Raw genomic sequence first — 16,294 nt, forward strand, 5'->3', positions numbered from 1 at the left:
TTAATTCACTCCAATCCACAAGCCAATAAGACCTGAAATAATACCAACTGTCCAAAATACAGTAACAACTTTTCGTTCATTCCAACCGACTAACTCAAAATGGTGATGTAATGGTGACATTTTGAAAACTCTTTTCCCTGTAAGTTTATATGATGTAACTTGAATCATAACCGATAATGTTTCGGCTACAAATACAAAACCGATAAAAATGAGTGACAATTCTTGATTTAGCATAATTGAAATCGTGGCAAAGATACCGCCTAAAGCTAAGCTACCTGTATCTCCCATAAATACTTTTGCAGGATTTAAATTAAATGGTAAGAATCCAAGCAAGGCAAAAATCATGATAATACAAAACAAACCAATGGAATTAGCCCCTTGTATATAAGCCATTAATGCATACATAATAAATCCAATAATGGAAAGTCCTGTAGAAAGTCCATCTAATCCATCCGTTAAATTCACCGCATTAGAAAAACCAACTTGCCAAAATACAATGAAAATTACATATGCAATTGATAAAGGTACTTCTAAACCTGTAAATGGAATATGAATGCCAGTTGAAAAGTCTGTTAAATTAAACACTTGGCTTAATATGAAGAAAATAACCGCAATAGCGATTTGAGCAAAGAATTTTTGTTTACTCGTTAAACCTTGATTATTTTTTTTGACAACAATGATGTAGTCATCTATAAAACCAATTAACCCAAAACCAATCGTCACAAACAACAATAATATAATCGGATTCGCATTATCCATAAAAATGATAGCTAATATTGATGTGACAATAATACTAAGTAGGAAAGTTAACCCACCCATAGTTGGTGTACCTGTTTTTTTCATATGACTTTGAGGGCCTTCTTCTCTAATGCTTTGTCCAAATTTCATTCTCTTTAGTGTTGGTATCAATACAGGGACTAATATAAATGTTATTAGTAATGCAATGATTGCTAGTAAATAAACCATATTATGCTCCTTTAATATTAAATTGGATTAATGTCGTTAATGCTAGGTGCAACTTATAAATCATATGTAACGAGGCAGTATTTATGTTTTAAAACTACAAAAATATATTTTGTACTAAACATTTAAATTACTACCTCGCATCAATTTCAAATTATACATTTTAACATGTTTTACCATTGACGTCAGAAATAAAATAATTTATTTATTCACTTTGTTTGTCACTGCTTGAATCTGAGTTGTTATCATCATTTTTATCAGAATTGTCTTTGGATGATCCCTTTTCTTCAGATGACGTGGTCGATGATTCACCATTAATCGCTTCAGCAGATAATGTCACTTCTACTTTATCTTTTTTGTCAATTTTTTGTCCTTTATTAACAGATTGATTAGAAACAAAACCACTACCTTTTGTAGTCACTTTTGTTTGCGTCAATGTTTCAAAAGCAATCACTTCTTCTTTTGTCCAACCAGTCATATCAGGCATTGTTATATCTCCATCTGTCAAGAGGAGTACTTTACTATTTGGAAGCACTTCTTTATCAGGTGAAACTGATTGTTTTACAACCTTATCTCCACTTCCTATGACTATTGGATCAAGAGATTTACTATTCACCTTATCTTGTGCTTTTTGCGTCTCCTGACCTTGAACATCTGGTACTTTACTATACTTCACATCAGATTTATCTTTAGAGTTTTTATCTCCAACATTTAAGTATTTTAATGTATTTTCCATAATAGGTTTGAACGCTTTACTTACACCCATTTCGTAGGCTTCTTGGTCATTTTTTTGTGCTAAACTCATACCAGCATATACAATTACTTCTGGATCATCTTTAGGTGCGTCACCAATAAAGCTTACAAAATATGGATTTTCACCTTGAACATAACCACCATTATCAGAATCAGCAACTTGTGCCGTACCTGTTTTACCTGCTACATCATACCCATCAATTTGATAGTTTTTAGCGTGACTGTCTTCACTGTTTACAACTTTATCTAATTCTGTACGAACTTTCTTAGCAGTATCTTTAGTAATTGGTTTTCCTGCAAACTCTTTTTTACCTTTATAAAAAGTATCGTCAGTAACAGGATTGCTCACACTATCCACAAACCACGGTTGCAACATTTTGCCTTCATTGTTAAAAGCTGATTGTGCTCTTAACATTTGAACTGGTGTTACAGTTGTAGATTGACCGAATGAAGATGTTTTTTGCTGTGCTTCATTATCCCAGGCAATACCACCTGTAGATTCACCATCAAACATGCTATTGGTAGATTTACCAAAACCAAATTTTTCATACCATTCTTTCATTTTATCTGCGCCAACTAAATCTTGTAAGTGCATCATTAAAGTATTTGAAGAATATGTGAAACCAGTAGACATTGAGATTTCTCCCCAACCTACTTTGTTCCAGTCAGATATTTTAGATCCCATTACTTCTCTAGGTTCAGCAGTGTATTTTTTATCTGGCTTAAATTCACCTTCTTGAATTGCAGCCGCTAATCCGTAAGATTTAAAAGTTGATCCAGGTTCATATGTGTTTTGATATAAATCATTTGCCCATTTTTTACCGAAATTTTTACCAGTTTCTGGGTTGAAAGTTGGCCTTTGACTAAATGCCAAGATTTCTCCTGTTTTCGCATCCATGACTACGGCAAACAAATCTTTGGGTTTATAGTGTTCAACCATGCCATCAAGTGCTTCTTCAACGAAAACTTGTATGTTTGAATCAAGGGTCAAATGAACGTCATCTCCACGTTTAGGTACTTTTTCTTTTTTGGTATTTGGTGCAATATAGCCCCAAATATCATGAATATATGATAATGCACCTTTTTGACCTGAAAGATAGCTATCAAATATCTTTTCAACGCCTAAAGCACCTTTTAATTCTCCGCTATCAGGATCTTTTTGAGCAATTCCTATCAAATGAGATGCGAAGTTTCCATTAGGATAAAATCTTTCGGTTTCTGGATATAACGTCACACCAGGAAGGTTCATTTTTTCAATTTTTTCTTTCTCTTGATACGTTAAATCTGTGCCTTTTTGACCAAATTCAACTTGAAAGGCTTTTTTATTATCCAGTTTTTTTTCAATTTCTTTTGCTGACATATCAATCACAGTTGCAAGTTTTTTGGCAGTTTCTTTTTTGTCTGTCACATGTTTAGGTTTATCGCTACCTTCACTTGCTTTTTTGTCTACAACTGCCACAACTTTATAACGTTCCACATCTTCAGCTAAGACTTTGCCATTTCTGTCATATATCTTACCTCTTTCTGGTTGTTGTTGTGTATTTACTAAGTACTTTTCATTCGCTTTCATAATTAGATCTTCACCAGAAGAGTGTCCTGTCAACATAATATACGAGTATCTTAAAACCAACGTAAAAAAGAGCAGTCCAAATCCAAGGATGAGTAGGACTGCCCCTATTTTACTTTTTTTAATTAAAAACTTCGGTTTTTTTAATTTAATTCTTCGCTTCGCCATTATTACGCACTACCTTTACATTATCGTTCTTAAGGCTCATTCCATCTTTTTTGGCCTTATCGTAAATGCGTTCATATGAGGAGTTCTTTTTAATTTCAGATTTTATTGCGCTGTTTTCACTAGATTGTTTTTCAATTTTTGTATCTAAATCTGCAATTTTTTCTCGAGTTTCATACGCATCCATTTTTAAAGATAGCATATAAATACTTATTAAAGCAATTACTGTTATAAGTCCTATGTATAACATCTTTTCAAACTTAGTTAGCTTGACAATTACTTTACGCTTAACTGTCTGGGGTTGACTCTGGGGATGAGGCGACGGTTGCGTTTGTGGTATATGCTGCTCTGCTCCACTATACGGTTGGTATATTTTCTCTACTGCCACTCAAAAATCACTCCTTATTTTAGTATTTCAGCTATACGTAACTTGGCACTACGCGCTCGATTATTTTCTTCTAAGTCTTCATCTGTAGCAAGGATTGGTTTCCGGTTAACTCGCTTCAATTTAGGTGTATAAGCTTCTGGTATCACAGGTAACCCTCTAGGAACTTCAGGCCCTTTTTCATACTCTTGAAACATTTGTTTACATAGTCGATCTTCTAACGAATGGAATGTAATCACAGATATTCTTCCGTCCACTTTCACCAAATCAATCGCTTGTTCTAACGAATTTTCAAATGCAGATAATTCATCATTAACTGCAATCCTAATTGCTTGAAAAATTCTTTTAGCAGGATGCCCACCTTTTCTCCTTGCCTTAGCTGGGATACCTTCTTTAATAACATCTACAAGTTCTAAAGTTGTTTCAATTGGCTTTTGTGCTCTATTTTGTTCTATGCGTCTCGCAATTTGTTTTGAAAATTTTTCTTCACCATAGCGATGAAAAATTCTAACTAATTTTTCAAACGACCATTCATTCACTACTTCATATGCTGATAATGATTGTGTTTGATCCATACGCATATCTAATTTCGCATCATTATGATAACTAAAACCTCTTTCAGGCACGTCTAATTGTGGGCTAGACACACCTAGGTCATAATAAATGCCATCTACTTTTTCAATATTTAAATCATCTAAAATTTCAGTCAATTTTCTAAAGTTGCTGTGCACGAAGGTAACTTTATGTATATGGTCTTTCAATACTTCTTTTGCATTTTCAAGTGCTGTTGTGTCTTGATCAATTGCAATAAGTCTACCTTCGTCTCCAATTTGATTTAATAAATAGAGGGCATGACCTGCTCCACCTAATGTACAGTCGACATATATGCCATCTTTTTTAATATTTAAGTAATCTATAGTTTCTTTTAGCATAACGCTGACATGATGAAACAATTTAACGCCTCCATTTAAAAATCAAAGTCAATTAAGTCTTCGGCAATATCTTCAAAACTATCTTCTGATTCATCATAAAAATCATTCCAAGTTTCTCTATCCCAAATTTCTATGCGATTTGAGACACCAATTACCGTACATTCCTTACTTAAATTGGCATATTTCCTCAAATTCTGAGGAATATTAATACGCCCTTGCTTATCTAATTCTACTTCGACAGCGCCTGAAAAGAACATACGCATAAATTTACGCGCATCTTTTTTTGTCATTGGTAAGGTTTTCATTTTCTCTTCAATTACTTGCCATTCTTCTAAAGTGTAACCAAATAAGCATTTATCAAGGCCTCGGGTAATTATAAAACGCTCATTTAGGTCGTAACGAAATTTGGAAGGAACAATCATACGTCCCTTAGTATCCAATTGATGCTCGTATTCACCCATGAACATTTATAATCACCTCACCTTCTTATGTATATAATTTACCACATCTCACCACTATCCTCCACTAATTATACAAATTTCACCAAAATTTCTTGAAACATAGAAAAAAACACCCGATTCATCTTAATGATGAATCAGGTGTTTTCGTTGTCGCTCTAAGGTTTTATCAATATATGATCAAATGTGTAAGAAAGTGGTGGATAGGTGGAGGGACTAAACACATCTATCCCAAAATCATTCATAATTTGAAGTGGATTCCATATTCTTTCTTGTAATCCACCCATTGGATGGAGTGTTTTACTTAATGTCTCAAAATGTTTCATGCTAATGTCATTTTCTCTTTCGATATTTAATAAGTACCGTTTTAGCAAATAATCAAATTGTTTTTGATGTATTTCATTATTTTTATTTAACAATACTTTATTATCATGATTGTCTGTAACTTCTGCTTGCAGAGATTGAAATAAATCCTTTTGTTGTTCTTTCAGTGCTTCAATTTGTTCTATAAAAGATTGTGACGCTTTGGATCTAATAAACTGTGCTTTGTCTGCCTCGATTCCTTTTTCAATGATATCATTACGGTTCAATTGATAATGTGCTAATAGCTTTTCAATTCTATCATTTATATAAGTAATTCTTAATCGAGGTAAAACGATAGGCATGGATACTTCTAATGTTCGAAAAACTTCACTTAATTCTGTCCAATATTTAATTTCACTTGGACCGCCTATAAAGGCTACTGTATTAAATAGCCACTCTTCCATTACTGGCCTTGTAACGACATTATTAGAAAATCTTTCTGGTTCTGTTTCTACTATATTAAGAAGCTCTTGTTTCGAAAACGACTTCTCTGATTTATTTAAATAAAATCTCCCATTTTCAAAAGTTAATAGTTGTCTTACACCCTCATCATGCATGAACAAATGCACATTCGTCTCTGTCTGTATCATTTGCTCTAAGCCATCAGCCATCGTTTGAGCTTGCGTTTGTCTAAAGGCATCGTCCACTGAATGATGCTTTTCAATCATGTTTCTAAACATTGGTTTTTCTAATTGACGCAACGCTTTATCATTTGCATCTATCAGTAATAATCCATAATGTTTGAAAACTTCGTGTAATAACGCTTTAAACATGTCAGTCCAACCATCATAATGATCGATAATATTTCTACACATGTTTAATAATTTTGAAGAAGCCTCAGTTTCTTTTAGTTCTTTAAAAAATTGATTTAAAGCTTTATGTAACGCTTCTTTATCTGGCAAATACTTTGAAACACTAGACTCTGGTGGCATCATTGTACTATATCTAATTTTTTGTAAAGTTGCTTTGTGCTCATTAAAAACATAAGTATGATTTACTTCATCAAAATCATGATCTTCACCCGCAATCCAAAAAACAGGGACAACGTGCGTATCGTAATCTTTTGATAGTTTTTCACTTAATGTAATAATTGAAAATATTTTATGGAACGTGTATAAGGGTCCACCATACAAACCGGCTTGTTGGCCTCCGATCACAACTTTCGCACCATTACTAAGTGCTTTTAAATTGTCATTTTGTTGATGATCTAACGTTAAATCACCCATGTATGCTTCAATGATTTTAGCTAGTGACGCTTCTCTTCCGTTATTTTCGATAAGTAGTCTTTTTTTATAATCATGTTCATTCATCGCATCAAGATGATAATATTTAGCTAAAGTTGAATCACTATTTTTAACATTCGATATAAATTGATCTTTTTCATTAAGTTTCGTTGTCATACAATCCATTCGTAATTCTCCTTACGTTACTCTATTCCTATATAGTATAAAGTTTATATTCAACATTGACAATTTTACGGCTTATAAATTGATTGGAAATTATTTTAAATATGTATAAACGTTGTTGTCCAATATTCATACAAGTTATCAGCACTGTATATTATATAAAAACAATGAGCAAATTATTATTGTTATTTTACAAAATGTTTTAAGCATTCATTTTTGTGAAATATTCAATAAAATAAGGTATAATAGTTAGTAATAAAGCAAAGGGGGAAGCTAAAGTGAGTAATGTTAAACGACTAGATATTAATTACAAAACCGACGAATTATTTGAAGATTTTAGAAACTTCGGAAATGAAGATTTATATTTAGTAGATGAATTACGCGGTGAAATGATAGACGCTAGTTCAGACTCACCATTTTATGGCATATATGTTGGTGATAGGTTGGGCGCTCGTATGGCTTTATACCGTAAAGGAGAAGTTGAAGATGTATACTTCTCAGATTTTGATGATTATAACATTTTATGGAAACTAGAAGTTTTACGTGATTTCCAAGGTCGTGGTTACGGTAAAGCGTTGTTAGATTTTGCTAAGGAACAAGGCCAACCTATTAAAGTTATTGCACGTAATCAATCAAAAAATTTCTTCATTAATCATGGATTTAAAGATATTGAACAACAAAATAAAGATGGTCACGATATACTTATTTGGACACCTTAATTTTCATTTCCAATACCTTTAAAATAATACACTCATTTTTATAATATAGTAGATACTTATTAATAAAGTAATTTTTTCATTTCTTGAATGATTATTAACATAATATGAAGCGTGAATTAAAATCAATTTTTCTGATTGTAATTCACGCTTCTTTTATTTTGCTATATCTAACAATTGATCAAGCGATTTGATAGTATAATCCGGATTAATTTCTGTGTCATTTATTTTATTTCTTGGATTAAACCAACATGTTTTTATTGCAGCATTTTTCCCACCTAAAATATCTGATGTTATTGAATCACCAATAATCATTGCATGGTCCCTTTTATCATGACCAATTTCATTAAATACAAAATCAAAAAATTCTGGCATCGGCTTTTGATATCCTGTTTGCTCAGATACATAAACACCTTTAAACCAATTTCCCATTTTTGTTTTTGCTATGCGTCTTTCTTGTGTTTCTAAAACACCATTTGTAACAATATATAGATCATGTGTATCTTTGAGCATTCTCAACGTTTCCACCGTGTTCATAAAATACTTTATTGGAGCATTTGCGAGTTCATCTCGAAAGATTACGTCTGCTTCTTCTCCATTAACATTGATTTGATGTAAATCAAAATACACTTCAAACCTTTTACTTAAAACTTCAGTTTTTGATAATTGATTTTGTTGAAATGCTTCCCAATGCGCTTGATTTACAGTCATAAATTGATTTAAATCATCTTGGTTTGTCTTTAAATTATATTTTTTTGTAAGTTGATGAAATGCATATGCTTCTGCGTCATGAAAATCAACAATTGTATCGTCAAAATCAATAAGCAAACATCTTTTATTCATATTTCTAACCCCTTAATGATATCTTTTAAAAAACTATGTTAGTTATGTCGTCATCAATATGTATACATAGCAGAATTTTATTTCATCATACCATATTTTATATCTCAGCAAACAAAAAAGGCCAAGGTTATTACCTTGGCCAGTCCGTCATAGAAATTTATATTAGAATCCGAATAATTTACTTGCTAAACTTACGCCATTTTCTACGATGCTTACAATACTTGTACCTAATTTAGCACCATCGCCTGCTATACCAGCTTGTACTGTATCTTTAATCGCATTAAATAAACCTTCCATTATAAACACCCCTCACTATATTTTTAAAATAAGCTAAGTACTCAATTTTAAAATCCGAAAAGTTTACCTAGTAAACCTACACCGCTTGAAACGATATCTACAATACTTGTACCTAATTCTGAACCGTTACCTGATTTTGCTGCTTCAACTGTGTTTGCAATTGCTTCTGCTAATTTAGTCATAATTTATTTCTCCTTTATTATTTATTTATATTAGAATCCGAATAATTTACTTGCTAAACCTACACCGTTTTCTACGATGCTTACGATACTAGTACCTAATTTAGCACCGTCCCCTGCTATGCCAGCTTGTACTGTATCTTTGATTGCGTTAAATAAACCTTCCATTATAAACACTCCTCATTATATGATAGATGCTTATGACTGCTTTTTATGTTTTAAACGATACTGTTAATTTGTTATTTAATTAAGTATCGTTTGTTATCTATAACTATAAGACATTTACATATAAAATTGTGCTTTAATTCATACTTCATTAAATAATCGTAAAAACTGTAGTGAAAAACATATCTTCTTACAGTTTTGAATGCTCAACTGTATTTTGTACAATTCTATGTTATACAACTTAGACGAGCATTTTTAATTATAATATATATATAATTAAACTTACCGAATAATTTAATGCTAATTAAGCTCGCTATGTAATATATCAATGTTTTTAATACGAAAGACTTTTTATTAACTTTATAAATAACATTAAAAATGCACTACTTCAAATTGAAGTAGCGCAAACGCAAAATGATCATTAAATTATATATTACCTTATAGTTATATATTAAATACCATTTATTGTTAGACTGAAACAGAGTTTAATGTCTCAATTATCTATAAACAATTTCAGCACCTTGCAAATTTGGATGATTAAACATTAAAAGACAATGTATTTTGATAGTTATAGTTTAATGATCAAGTGGAAGTTTAAATTCACTATATTAAATAATACTTATTGGCATAATTTTCAAAATGCTAATTCACTTTATGCAATAACTAATTTCATCTGTAAATTTACTTTTGCAGTGGGCTGATTAACTATTTTATGATTTTAATAAACAGTATGTTTGTATCCACTATGTGTGTCAACTATATGTAAATAAAATTTAAAACAAAATAAAAAGACTGCTGATATATCAGCAGTCTAGTCAGAAATGCATAAATTAATTTATGTATTTTTACACTTTTAGTGTCCTGGGAGTGTTTATACACATTTACTTGAAGAACATAAAAAAAGCAGGGCCAACATGTAAGAGAAATATTCTCTTGACACATATTTGACACCTGCACACTTGAAACGTTGTCATAACAACGGTTTTTAGTGTCCTGGGAGGGATTCGAACCCCCGACCGATGGCTTAGAAGGCCATTGCTCTATCCAGCTGAGCTACCAGGACATTATCTTTTGAACACAAGAATAATTATATCTAACTTGCACTGATAAAGCAATACTCTATCCCTTAAAAATAAATATGATTTTTCACTATTGTAAACTTTTTATCATAATATTGCTAATTTATTTAAATTCTTTAAATTGAGAAATTCATTAACGTTAGCGTTTTTTTTACAACTTTATATTCCTTAAATATTTGTTGCATCTAACTATTTATAGAAATAAGAGAATGACGCTACGATTAAATTATTTCTAAACGTAGCTCCATCCTCCGTCTTTTTATATTGTAAAGTTTTCACTGCTAATGATTTCATGATTTCGATTACGGAAATTTAAAGTCGCATCTAAACTCGTATCATCAATAAGCAATTCTGCATATGTTTCTTCAATATTACTTCTCGACTGTGAAATACTGCCGGGATTTATTACATGCACACCATTTATTGCTTCATGTTTAGCAACATGCGTATGTCCATAAAATGCAAATTTGCAGTCTGCTGCTTTTGCTTGTTCTGCTAAAGGTATTCTTGTACGATTCACTTGATATAAATGACCATGCGTTAAAAATGCATTGATACCATTTATTTTAATTGTTTGTTCATTTGGAAACTCAGGATAAAAATCGGTATTTCCTTTTACTCTATAAAAATGACTGAGTTCACTATCATCATAAGCAAATTCAGAGTCACCTAAATGAATAGCAGCATCTACATGTTCATGTTGATTTATAATATCAAACAACACACCATGTTCGGTATGATTGTCACTAACTATAATCCATTTCGACATTATTGATCACCTTCTAGGTATTGTTGTAGTTGTTCTATTGCTTTACCTCTATGACTAATTTGCCCTTTTTCTTCAGCAGTTAGCTGAGCCATTGTTTTATTTTTGTCTTCTACGAAAAAGATGGGATCGTAACCAAAGCCATGTTCACCAATTTTATTTAGTGTGATTTCTCCTTGTACAGTTCCTTTAAACTGTACTGTATCTTCACCTGGTGCACTCATGCTAATAACACAAACAAATTGCGCACTACGGTCGGTTTCATCACCCAATTTAGTTAAAAGTTTTTCAATATTTGCATTATCATCTTTAGTTTCTCCAGCATAGCGAGCTGAATATATACCAGGTTCACCATTTAACGCAAAAACTTCCAATCCACTATCATCAGCAATAACACGTTTATTTAATGCTTGCGCAGCTGCTTCAGATTTTAATTTTGCATTTTCTTCAAAGGTGTCACCCGTTTCCTCAACATCAAAACCTTCGATGATTTCTGATATACCTATAACATTATAATCAGGAAAAATAACTCTAAAATCGTTTATTTTCCCTTTATTATTTGATGCAATAACAATATCTTCCATTATTTACGCCTCACTTTAAACTTCTATTTTTTCAACTGTTGCTTTCATATTTAACCATTCTTCAATAATGCGTTCAATATGTTCTGTTTCTCCTGTAGCAAAAAATTTATGTTCGGGCTGCTTTTTATAACCTGCATGTTCGTTACTGAACGTTAATAATGCACTCACTTCTCTCGCTGTTTCTAAACCAGATGAAATAACTACTTTTTCTCCGTGAAAATAATCATTAATTGGTTGATACAGTAATGGATAATGCGTACATCCTAAAATAACTGTATCTGCTTTGCTGTTCCTCCACTGTTTTAATGTTTGATGTATAACAATACTCGTAATCGTTGGATCTTTGTATCTCATTTGTTCTACAAGTGGAACAAAGCCTGGACATGCAACCCCAGATACTTCTACATTCGGATTAATTTGTTTAATGTGATGTCTGTAGGCCTCTGATTTAATCGTACCTTCTGTACCTAATATTAAAACATTTTGATTTTTTGTTGTCATAATGGCTGTTCTAGCACCTGGTTCTATTACACCAATAACAGGTATCGCTAATAAATTTTGTAAATGTTTTAATGCGACTGCCGTTGCGGTATTACACGCAATCACTAGCATCTTGATATCGAACGTCATAAGCTTTTCAGCTAATTCCGTAGTAAATTGTCTTACCTCCGAAGCTTCTCTTGGCCCATAAGGACAACGTTTTATATCTCCTAAATAGTAGATTGTTTCATTTGGTAATTGGCGCATGATTTCTTTAGCTACTGTCAAACCTCCAACGCCAGAGTCTATAACTCCAATTGGTTTTTCCATATATTGTTCATCCTTAAATATTTTCTTGTCTTTTATTGTAGCATAGCTGTGTTTTCAAAATCATTTTACAAGAACTAAAATTCTAAATAACAGGCGTTTCAGATATTAAATTTAGTCATATGATTCGCATAAATAAAAGGTAGACATGTTGTACATCTTCGCCCTTTTAATTATAATAAAACGAATTATTAGTTATATATAAAGTACTGCGCCACTGATTAACCTTTACAACGTCAGTGATTTAAACATGTTTAATACGAAATCTACTTTTACTATACACTTAATCATTAAGTTAAATTTATAGTTATATCATATTTCATAAAAAAACTGCCAACAAAGTTAGTACTTTGTTGACAGTCTTAATATATATTAATTTACTTGGTGGTCTGAACCAAAGAATGATTTAAACATATGGAAAGAAGTTTCACGGTTTAATGCTGCAATTGAAGTCGTTAAAGGAATACCTTTAGGACATGCGTTAACACAGTTTTGTGAGTTACCGCACTCTTGTAAACCACCTGCGCCCATCAATGCATTTAAACGTTCATCTTTAGTCATTGAACCTGTTGGGTGTAAGTTAAACAATCTAACTTGTGAAATAGCTTGCGCACCAACAAAGTCGTTATTTCTTGTAACATTTGGACAAACTTCTAAACATACACCACATGTCATACATTTAGATAATTCATATGCAGTTTGACGTTTTTTCTCTGGCATACGAGGTCCTGGCCCAAGATCATACGTACCATCAATCGGTACCCATGCTTTCATACGTTTCAAGTTATCGAACATTCTACTACGATCAACTTGTAAGTCACGAATCACTGGGAATGTACTCATTGGTTCTAACTTAATTGGTTGTTCTAATTGATCAACAATTGCTGTACAAGATTGTCTTGCTTTACCATTGATAACCATAGAACAAGCACCACAAACTTCTTCTAAACAGTTCATATCCCAAATAACAGGTGTTGTTTTCTCACCTTTACTATTAACCGGGTTCCGTCTAATTTCCATTAAACAAGCAATAACGTTTAAATTCTCTTTATAAGGAATTTCAAACTCTTCTTCATAAGGTTTAGATTCTGCATCATCTTGTCGTTTAATGATAAATTTAATTGTTTTTTGATTTTGTTGTTGGCTTTGTTGTTCGTTTTGCACTTGCGTTTCATTTACTTCTTTAGTATCTGCCATTTTATTTACCTCCTTTAGAACTACTTGAATAGTCACGTTTACGAGGTGGGATTAAACTTACATCTACGGGTTCGTATGTAAATTTAGGCGGTTCTGTTTTTCCTTGATATGATGCTAAAGTCGTTTTTAACCATTCTTCGTCGTTTCTCTCAGGGAATTCAGGTTTATAATGTGCCCCACGAGTCTCATTTCGGTTGTATGCACCGATTGTAATTACACGTGCTAGTACTAACATATTCCATAACTGACGAGTAAAGAAGACTGCTTGGTTACTCCATGTTTGTGTATCTTCAATGTCAATATTTTGATAACGTTCCATCAATTCTAGAATTTTTTTGTCTGTTTCCAATAATGCTTTATTATCACGTACAACAGTAACGTTTGCTGTCATAACTTCACCAAGTTCTCTATGAAGTTTATATGCATTTTCTGTACCATTCATATTCAATAAATTATTGAATTTATCTTGTTCTTCTTTAACGCGTTTTTCATAAATGCTATCGTCCAAATCAGTATATGATTTTTCAATATTTGCAACATATTCAATTGCATTTGGTCCTGCAACTGTTCCGCCGTAAATAGCAGATAACAATGAATTAGCACCTAAGCGGTTACCTCCATGTTGTGAGAAATCACACTCACCAGCTGCAAATAAGCCTTTGATATTTGTCATTTGATCATAATCTACATAAAGGCCACCCATTGAATAGTGGACTGCTGGGAAGATTTTCATTGGTACTTTTCTTGGATCATCACCTGTGAATTTTTCATAAATTTCAATGATGCCACCTAATTTTACATCCAGTTCGTGCGGATCTTTATGTGAAAGATCAAGGTATACCATGTTTTCACCGTTAATACCTAATTTTTGATTAACACATACATCAAAAATTTCACGTGTTGCAATATCACGAGGTACTAAGTTACCATAATCTGGATATTTTTCTTCTAAGAAGTACCATGGTTTACCATCTTTGTATGTCCAAATTCGTCCACCTTCACCACGAGCTGATTCACTCATTAATCGTAATTTGTCATCGCCAGGGATTGCAGTTGGATGAATTTGAATAAACTCACCATTTGCATAAATTGCTCCTTGTTGGTAAACGATTGATGCAGCAGAACCAGTATTAATCATTGAGTTAGTTGTTTTACCAAATATAATACCTGGACCACCAGTTGCCATAATAACTGCATCTGAACCAAATGATTTTATTTCAGAAGATGTCATATCTTGAGCCACAATACCTCTGGCCATATTGTCATCATCTTTGACAATACCTAAGAATTCCCATCCTTCATATTTTGTAACTAAACCATCCACTTCATAACTACGTACTTGCTCATCTAAGGCATACATTAATTGTTGTCCAGTTGTCGCGCCAGCATATGCCGTTCTGTGATACATCGTACCACCAAAGCGACGGAAATCTAGCAAGCCTTCATTCGTTCTATTAAACATTACACCCATACGGTCAAGTAAATGTATAATATTCGGCGCTGCTTCTGCCATTGCTTTTACTGGTGGTTGATTCGCTAAGAAATCTCCACCATAAACTGTGTCATCAAAGTGAACAGCAGGTGAGTCACCCTCACCTTTCGTATTGATTGCTCCGTTTATGCCACCTTGTGCACATACGGAGTGTGAACGTTTAACAGGCACTAATGAGAACAAGTCAACGTGTGCGCCTTGTTCTGCTGCTTTAATTGTTGACATCAGACCGGCAAGTCCTCCACCGACAACAATAATTTTCTTCTCTGCCATAAATAGTCACTCCCCTAAATATATCTGAAACATTTTTAAATTATACGAACGCAAGAATAGCACTTATTCCGATATACGAAACTACGATAAATACAACAAGTGATACCCATGTAAAAATTTGTTGTGATCTTTTAGATTGTAAAACACCCCATGTAACTAAAAATGACCATAAGCCATTTGCGAAGTGGAATGTTACAGAAAGTAAACAAATGATATAGAAAATTAACCAACCTGGATTAGATACAATATCATGTACCATATCGAAGTTTACTTCTTGACCTAATGCACGTTGAATACGTGTTTGCCATAAATGTATAGCAACAAAAATAAACGTTATAATACCTGTGATACGTTGCAATAGGAACATCCAATTTCTAAATTGAGAGTAATGTCCTACGTTTTCTTTTGCCGTGAAGGCAATATGTACACCATATACCGCATGATATAGAATTGGAATATAAATTACGATAAACTCCAATGCAATCAAGAATGGTAAAGATTCCATAAATCCTGCAGCCTTGTTAAACGCTTCAACGCCTTTTGTAGCTTGGTGGTTAACAAGTAGATGAACTAATAAGAATCCACCTATCGGTATTACGCCTAACAAAGAATGTAAGCGTCTTAAATAGAATTGATTTTTCGAATATGCCAAAAGGAAGTCCCCCCTGTGAAACAATTAATTTTTTGGTATCCTTTTTTAAAGTATAAATGTGATGATACTTATCAACTAAAACTAAACAACAACATGTTATGCAATCGCTTTATATTTATAGCAATACAAACTTCAACATGTATGTATAAAACAATGAAGTAATACCCCTAGTTGAATTTAACAATTGTTTTATTATTATTTAGATTTAAGTGATAATTTTTCTCAATTAGTAAACGCTTCCATATACTTTTA

Annotated in this window: 17 protein-coding genes and 1 tRNA gene; 1 reads left to right on the forward strand and 17 read right to left on the reverse strand. The window is 32.6% G+C overall.

Annotated elements, in window-relative coordinates; all coding sequences use genetic code 11:
* The 6 genes from mraY to bshC form a co-directional block, all read right to left on the reverse strand.
* Positions 1-966: a phospho-N-acetylmuramoyl-pentapeptide-transferase gene (mraY, locus tag KA867_RS10150; protein ID WP_210137920.1), complete on the reverse strand. Its 966-nt coding sequence runs from the start codon at positions 964-966 to the stop codon at positions 1-3.
* A gap of 202 nt (positions 967-1,168) precedes the next feature.
* Complete coding sequence (locus tag KA867_RS10155; RefSeq protein ID WP_210137921.1) at positions 1,169-3,451, reverse strand: penicillin-binding protein; 2,283 nt, start codon at positions 3,449-3,451, stop codon at positions 1,169-1,171.
* Positions 3,432-3,836 carry a cell division protein FtsL gene (ftsL, locus tag KA867_RS10160; protein WP_019469309.1) on the reverse strand — a complete coding sequence of 135 codons (405 nt, stop codon included), beginning with the start codon at positions 3,834-3,836 and terminating at the stop codon, positions 3,432-3,434. Before ftsL ends, KA867_RS10155 begins: the two co-directional genes overlap by 20 nt.
* Positions 3,837-3,850: 14 nt before the next feature.
* Complete coding sequence (gene rsmH, locus KA867_RS10165) at positions 3,851-4,786, reverse strand: 16S rRNA (cytosine(1402)-N(4))-methyltransferase RsmH (RefSeq protein ID WP_210137922.1); 936 nt, start codon at positions 4,784-4,786, stop codon at positions 3,851-3,853.
* 14 nt (positions 4,787-4,800) lie between these two features.
* Positions 4,801-5,232, reverse strand: coding sequence for a division/cell wall cluster transcriptional repressor MraZ (gene mraZ, locus KA867_RS10170; protein ID WP_046208714.1), 432 nt, complete (start codon positions 5,230-5,232; stop codon positions 4,801-4,803).
* A gap of 149 nt (positions 5,233-5,381) precedes the next feature.
* Complete coding sequence (gene bshC / locus KA867_RS10175; protein WP_210137923.1) at positions 5,382-6,995, reverse strand: bacillithiol biosynthesis cysteine-adding enzyme BshC; 1,614 nt, start codon at positions 6,993-6,995, stop codon at positions 5,382-5,384.
* 275 nt (positions 6,996-7,270) lie between these two features.
* On the opposite strand from bshC, the gene KA867_RS10180 reads away from it, so the two are divergent.
* Positions 7,271-7,711, forward strand: a complete 441-nt coding sequence (locus KA867_RS10180; protein ID WP_210137924.1) for an N-acetyltransferase — start codon at positions 7,271-7,273, stop codon at positions 7,709-7,711.
* Between the two features lie 153 nt (positions 7,712-7,864).
* Here KA867_RS10180 and KA867_RS10185 read toward each other — a convergent pair whose 3' ends face one another.
* The 11 genes from KA867_RS10185 to KA867_RS10235 all read right to left on the reverse strand — a co-directional run bounded on the left by KA867_RS10185 (position 7,865) and on the right by KA867_RS10235 (position 16,042).
* Positions 7,865-8,551 (reverse strand): YjjG family noncanonical pyrimidine nucleotidase, encoded by a 687-nt coding sequence (locus tag KA867_RS10185; protein WP_210137925.1) that lies wholly within the window; start codon positions 8,549-8,551, stop codon positions 7,865-7,867.
* A 162-nt stretch (positions 8,552-8,713) separates the two neighbouring features.
* Positions 8,714-8,848 carry a beta-class phenol-soluble modulin gene (locus KA867_RS10190; protein WP_210137926.1) on the reverse strand — a complete coding sequence of 45 codons (135 nt, stop codon included), beginning with the start codon at positions 8,846-8,848 and terminating at the stop codon, positions 8,714-8,716.
* 47 nt (positions 8,849-8,895) lie between these two features.
* Positions 8,896-9,030 carry a beta-class phenol-soluble modulin gene (locus tag KA867_RS10195; RefSeq protein WP_019469302.1) on the reverse strand — a complete coding sequence of 45 codons (135 nt, stop codon included), beginning with the start codon at positions 9,028-9,030 and terminating at the stop codon, positions 8,896-8,898.
* A 30-nt stretch (positions 9,031-9,060) separates the two neighbouring features.
* Positions 9,061-9,195, reverse strand: coding sequence for a beta-class phenol-soluble modulin (locus KA867_RS10200; RefSeq protein WP_019469301.1), 135 nt, complete (start codon positions 9,193-9,195; stop codon positions 9,061-9,063).
* 986 nt (positions 9,196-10,181) lie between these two features.
* Positions 10,182-10,255: transfer RNA gene (locus KA867_RS10205), tRNA-Arg, on the reverse strand.
* Positions 10,256-10,530: 275 nt separating this feature from the next.
* A complete protein-coding gene (locus tag KA867_RS10210; RefSeq protein WP_210137927.1) occupies positions 10,531-11,040 on the reverse strand; it encodes a metallophosphoesterase family protein in 510 nt (169 codons plus the stop codon).
* Positions 11,040-11,621, reverse strand: a complete 582-nt coding sequence (locus tag KA867_RS10215) for an XTP/dITP diphosphatase (RefSeq protein ID WP_210137928.1) — start codon at positions 11,619-11,621, stop codon at positions 11,040-11,042. The genes KA867_RS10210 and KA867_RS10215 overlap by 1 nt, the downstream gene beginning before the upstream one ends.
* Before the next feature lie 15 nt (positions 11,622-11,636).
* A complete protein-coding gene (gene racE, locus KA867_RS10220; RefSeq protein ID WP_019469298.1) occupies positions 11,637-12,431 on the reverse strand; it encodes a glutamate racemase in 795 nt (264 codons plus the stop codon).
* 369 nt (positions 12,432-12,800) lie between these two features.
* Positions 12,801-13,625, reverse strand: a complete 825-nt coding sequence (sdhB, locus tag KA867_RS10225) for a succinate dehydrogenase iron-sulfur subunit (RefSeq protein WP_210137929.1) — start codon at positions 13,623-13,625, stop codon at positions 12,801-12,803.
* A gap of 1 nt (position 13,626) precedes the next feature.
* Complete coding sequence (sdhA, locus tag KA867_RS10230; RefSeq protein WP_210137930.1) at positions 13,627-15,390, reverse strand: succinate dehydrogenase flavoprotein subunit; 1,764 nt, start codon at positions 15,388-15,390, stop codon at positions 13,627-13,629.
* A 40-nt stretch (positions 15,391-15,430) separates the two neighbouring features.
* Positions 15,431-16,042, reverse strand: coding sequence for a succinate dehydrogenase cytochrome b558 subunit (locus tag KA867_RS10235; protein WP_019469295.1), 612 nt, complete (start codon positions 16,040-16,042; stop codon positions 15,431-15,433).
* Between the last annotated feature and the right edge of the window lie 252 nt (positions 16,043-16,294).

The organism is Staphylococcus sp. GDH8C109P, assembly GCF_017893405.1.
Classification (GTDB): domain Bacteria; phylum Bacillota; class Bacilli; order Staphylococcales; family Staphylococcaceae; genus Staphylococcus; species Staphylococcus cohnii.

What these genes read in the sequence shown, in the direction of transcription:
- mraY (WP_210137920.1), bottom strand. Translation starts at nt 966, where the DNA reads ATGGTTTATTTACTAGCAATCATTGCATTACTAATAACATTTATATTA.
- KA867_RS10155 (WP_210137921.1), bottom strand. Translation starts at nt 3,451, where the DNA reads ATGGCGAAGCGAAGAATTAAATTAAAAAAACCGAAGTTTTTAATTAAA.
- mraZ (WP_046208714.1), bottom strand. Translation starts at nt 5,232, where the DNA reads ATGTTCATGGGTGAATACGAGCATCAATTGGATACTAAGGGACGTATG.
- bshC (WP_210137923.1), bottom strand. Translation starts at nt 6,995, where the DNA reads ATGGATTGTATGACAACGAAACTTAATGAAAAAGATCAATTTATATCG.
- KA867_RS10185 (WP_210137925.1), bottom strand. Translation starts at nt 8,551, where the DNA reads ATGAATAAAAGATGTTTGCTTATTGATTTTGACGATACAATTGTTGAT.
- KA867_RS10190 (WP_210137926.1), bottom strand. Translation starts at nt 8,848, where the DNA reads ATGGAAGGTTTATTTAATGCGATTAAAGATACAGTACAAGCTGGTATA.
- KA867_RS10195 (WP_019469302.1), bottom strand. Translation starts at nt 9,030, where the DNA reads ATGACTAAATTAGCAGAAGCAATTGCAAACACAGTTGAAGCAGCAAAA.
- KA867_RS10200 (WP_019469301.1), bottom strand. Translation starts at nt 9,195, where the DNA reads ATGGAAGGTTTATTTAACGCAATCAAAGATACAGTACAAGCTGGCATA.
- KA867_RS10210 (WP_210137927.1), bottom strand. Translation starts at nt 11,040, where the DNA reads ATGTCGAAATGGATTATAGTTAGTGACAATCATACCGAACATGGTGTG.
- KA867_RS10215 (WP_210137928.1), bottom strand. Translation starts at nt 11,621, where the DNA reads ATGGAAGATATTGTTATTGCATCAAATAATAAAGGGAAAATAAACGAT.
- racE (WP_019469298.1), bottom strand. Translation starts at nt 12,431, where the DNA reads ATGGAAAAACCAATTGGAGTTATAGACTCTGGCGTTGGAGGTTTGACA.
- sdhB (WP_210137929.1), bottom strand. Translation starts at nt 13,625, where the DNA reads ATGGCAGATACTAAAGAAGTAAATGAAACGCAAGTGCAAAACGAACAA.
- sdhA (WP_210137930.1), bottom strand. Translation starts at nt 15,390, where the DNA reads ATGGCAGAGAAGAAAATTATTGTTGTCGGTGGAGGACTTGCCGGTCTG.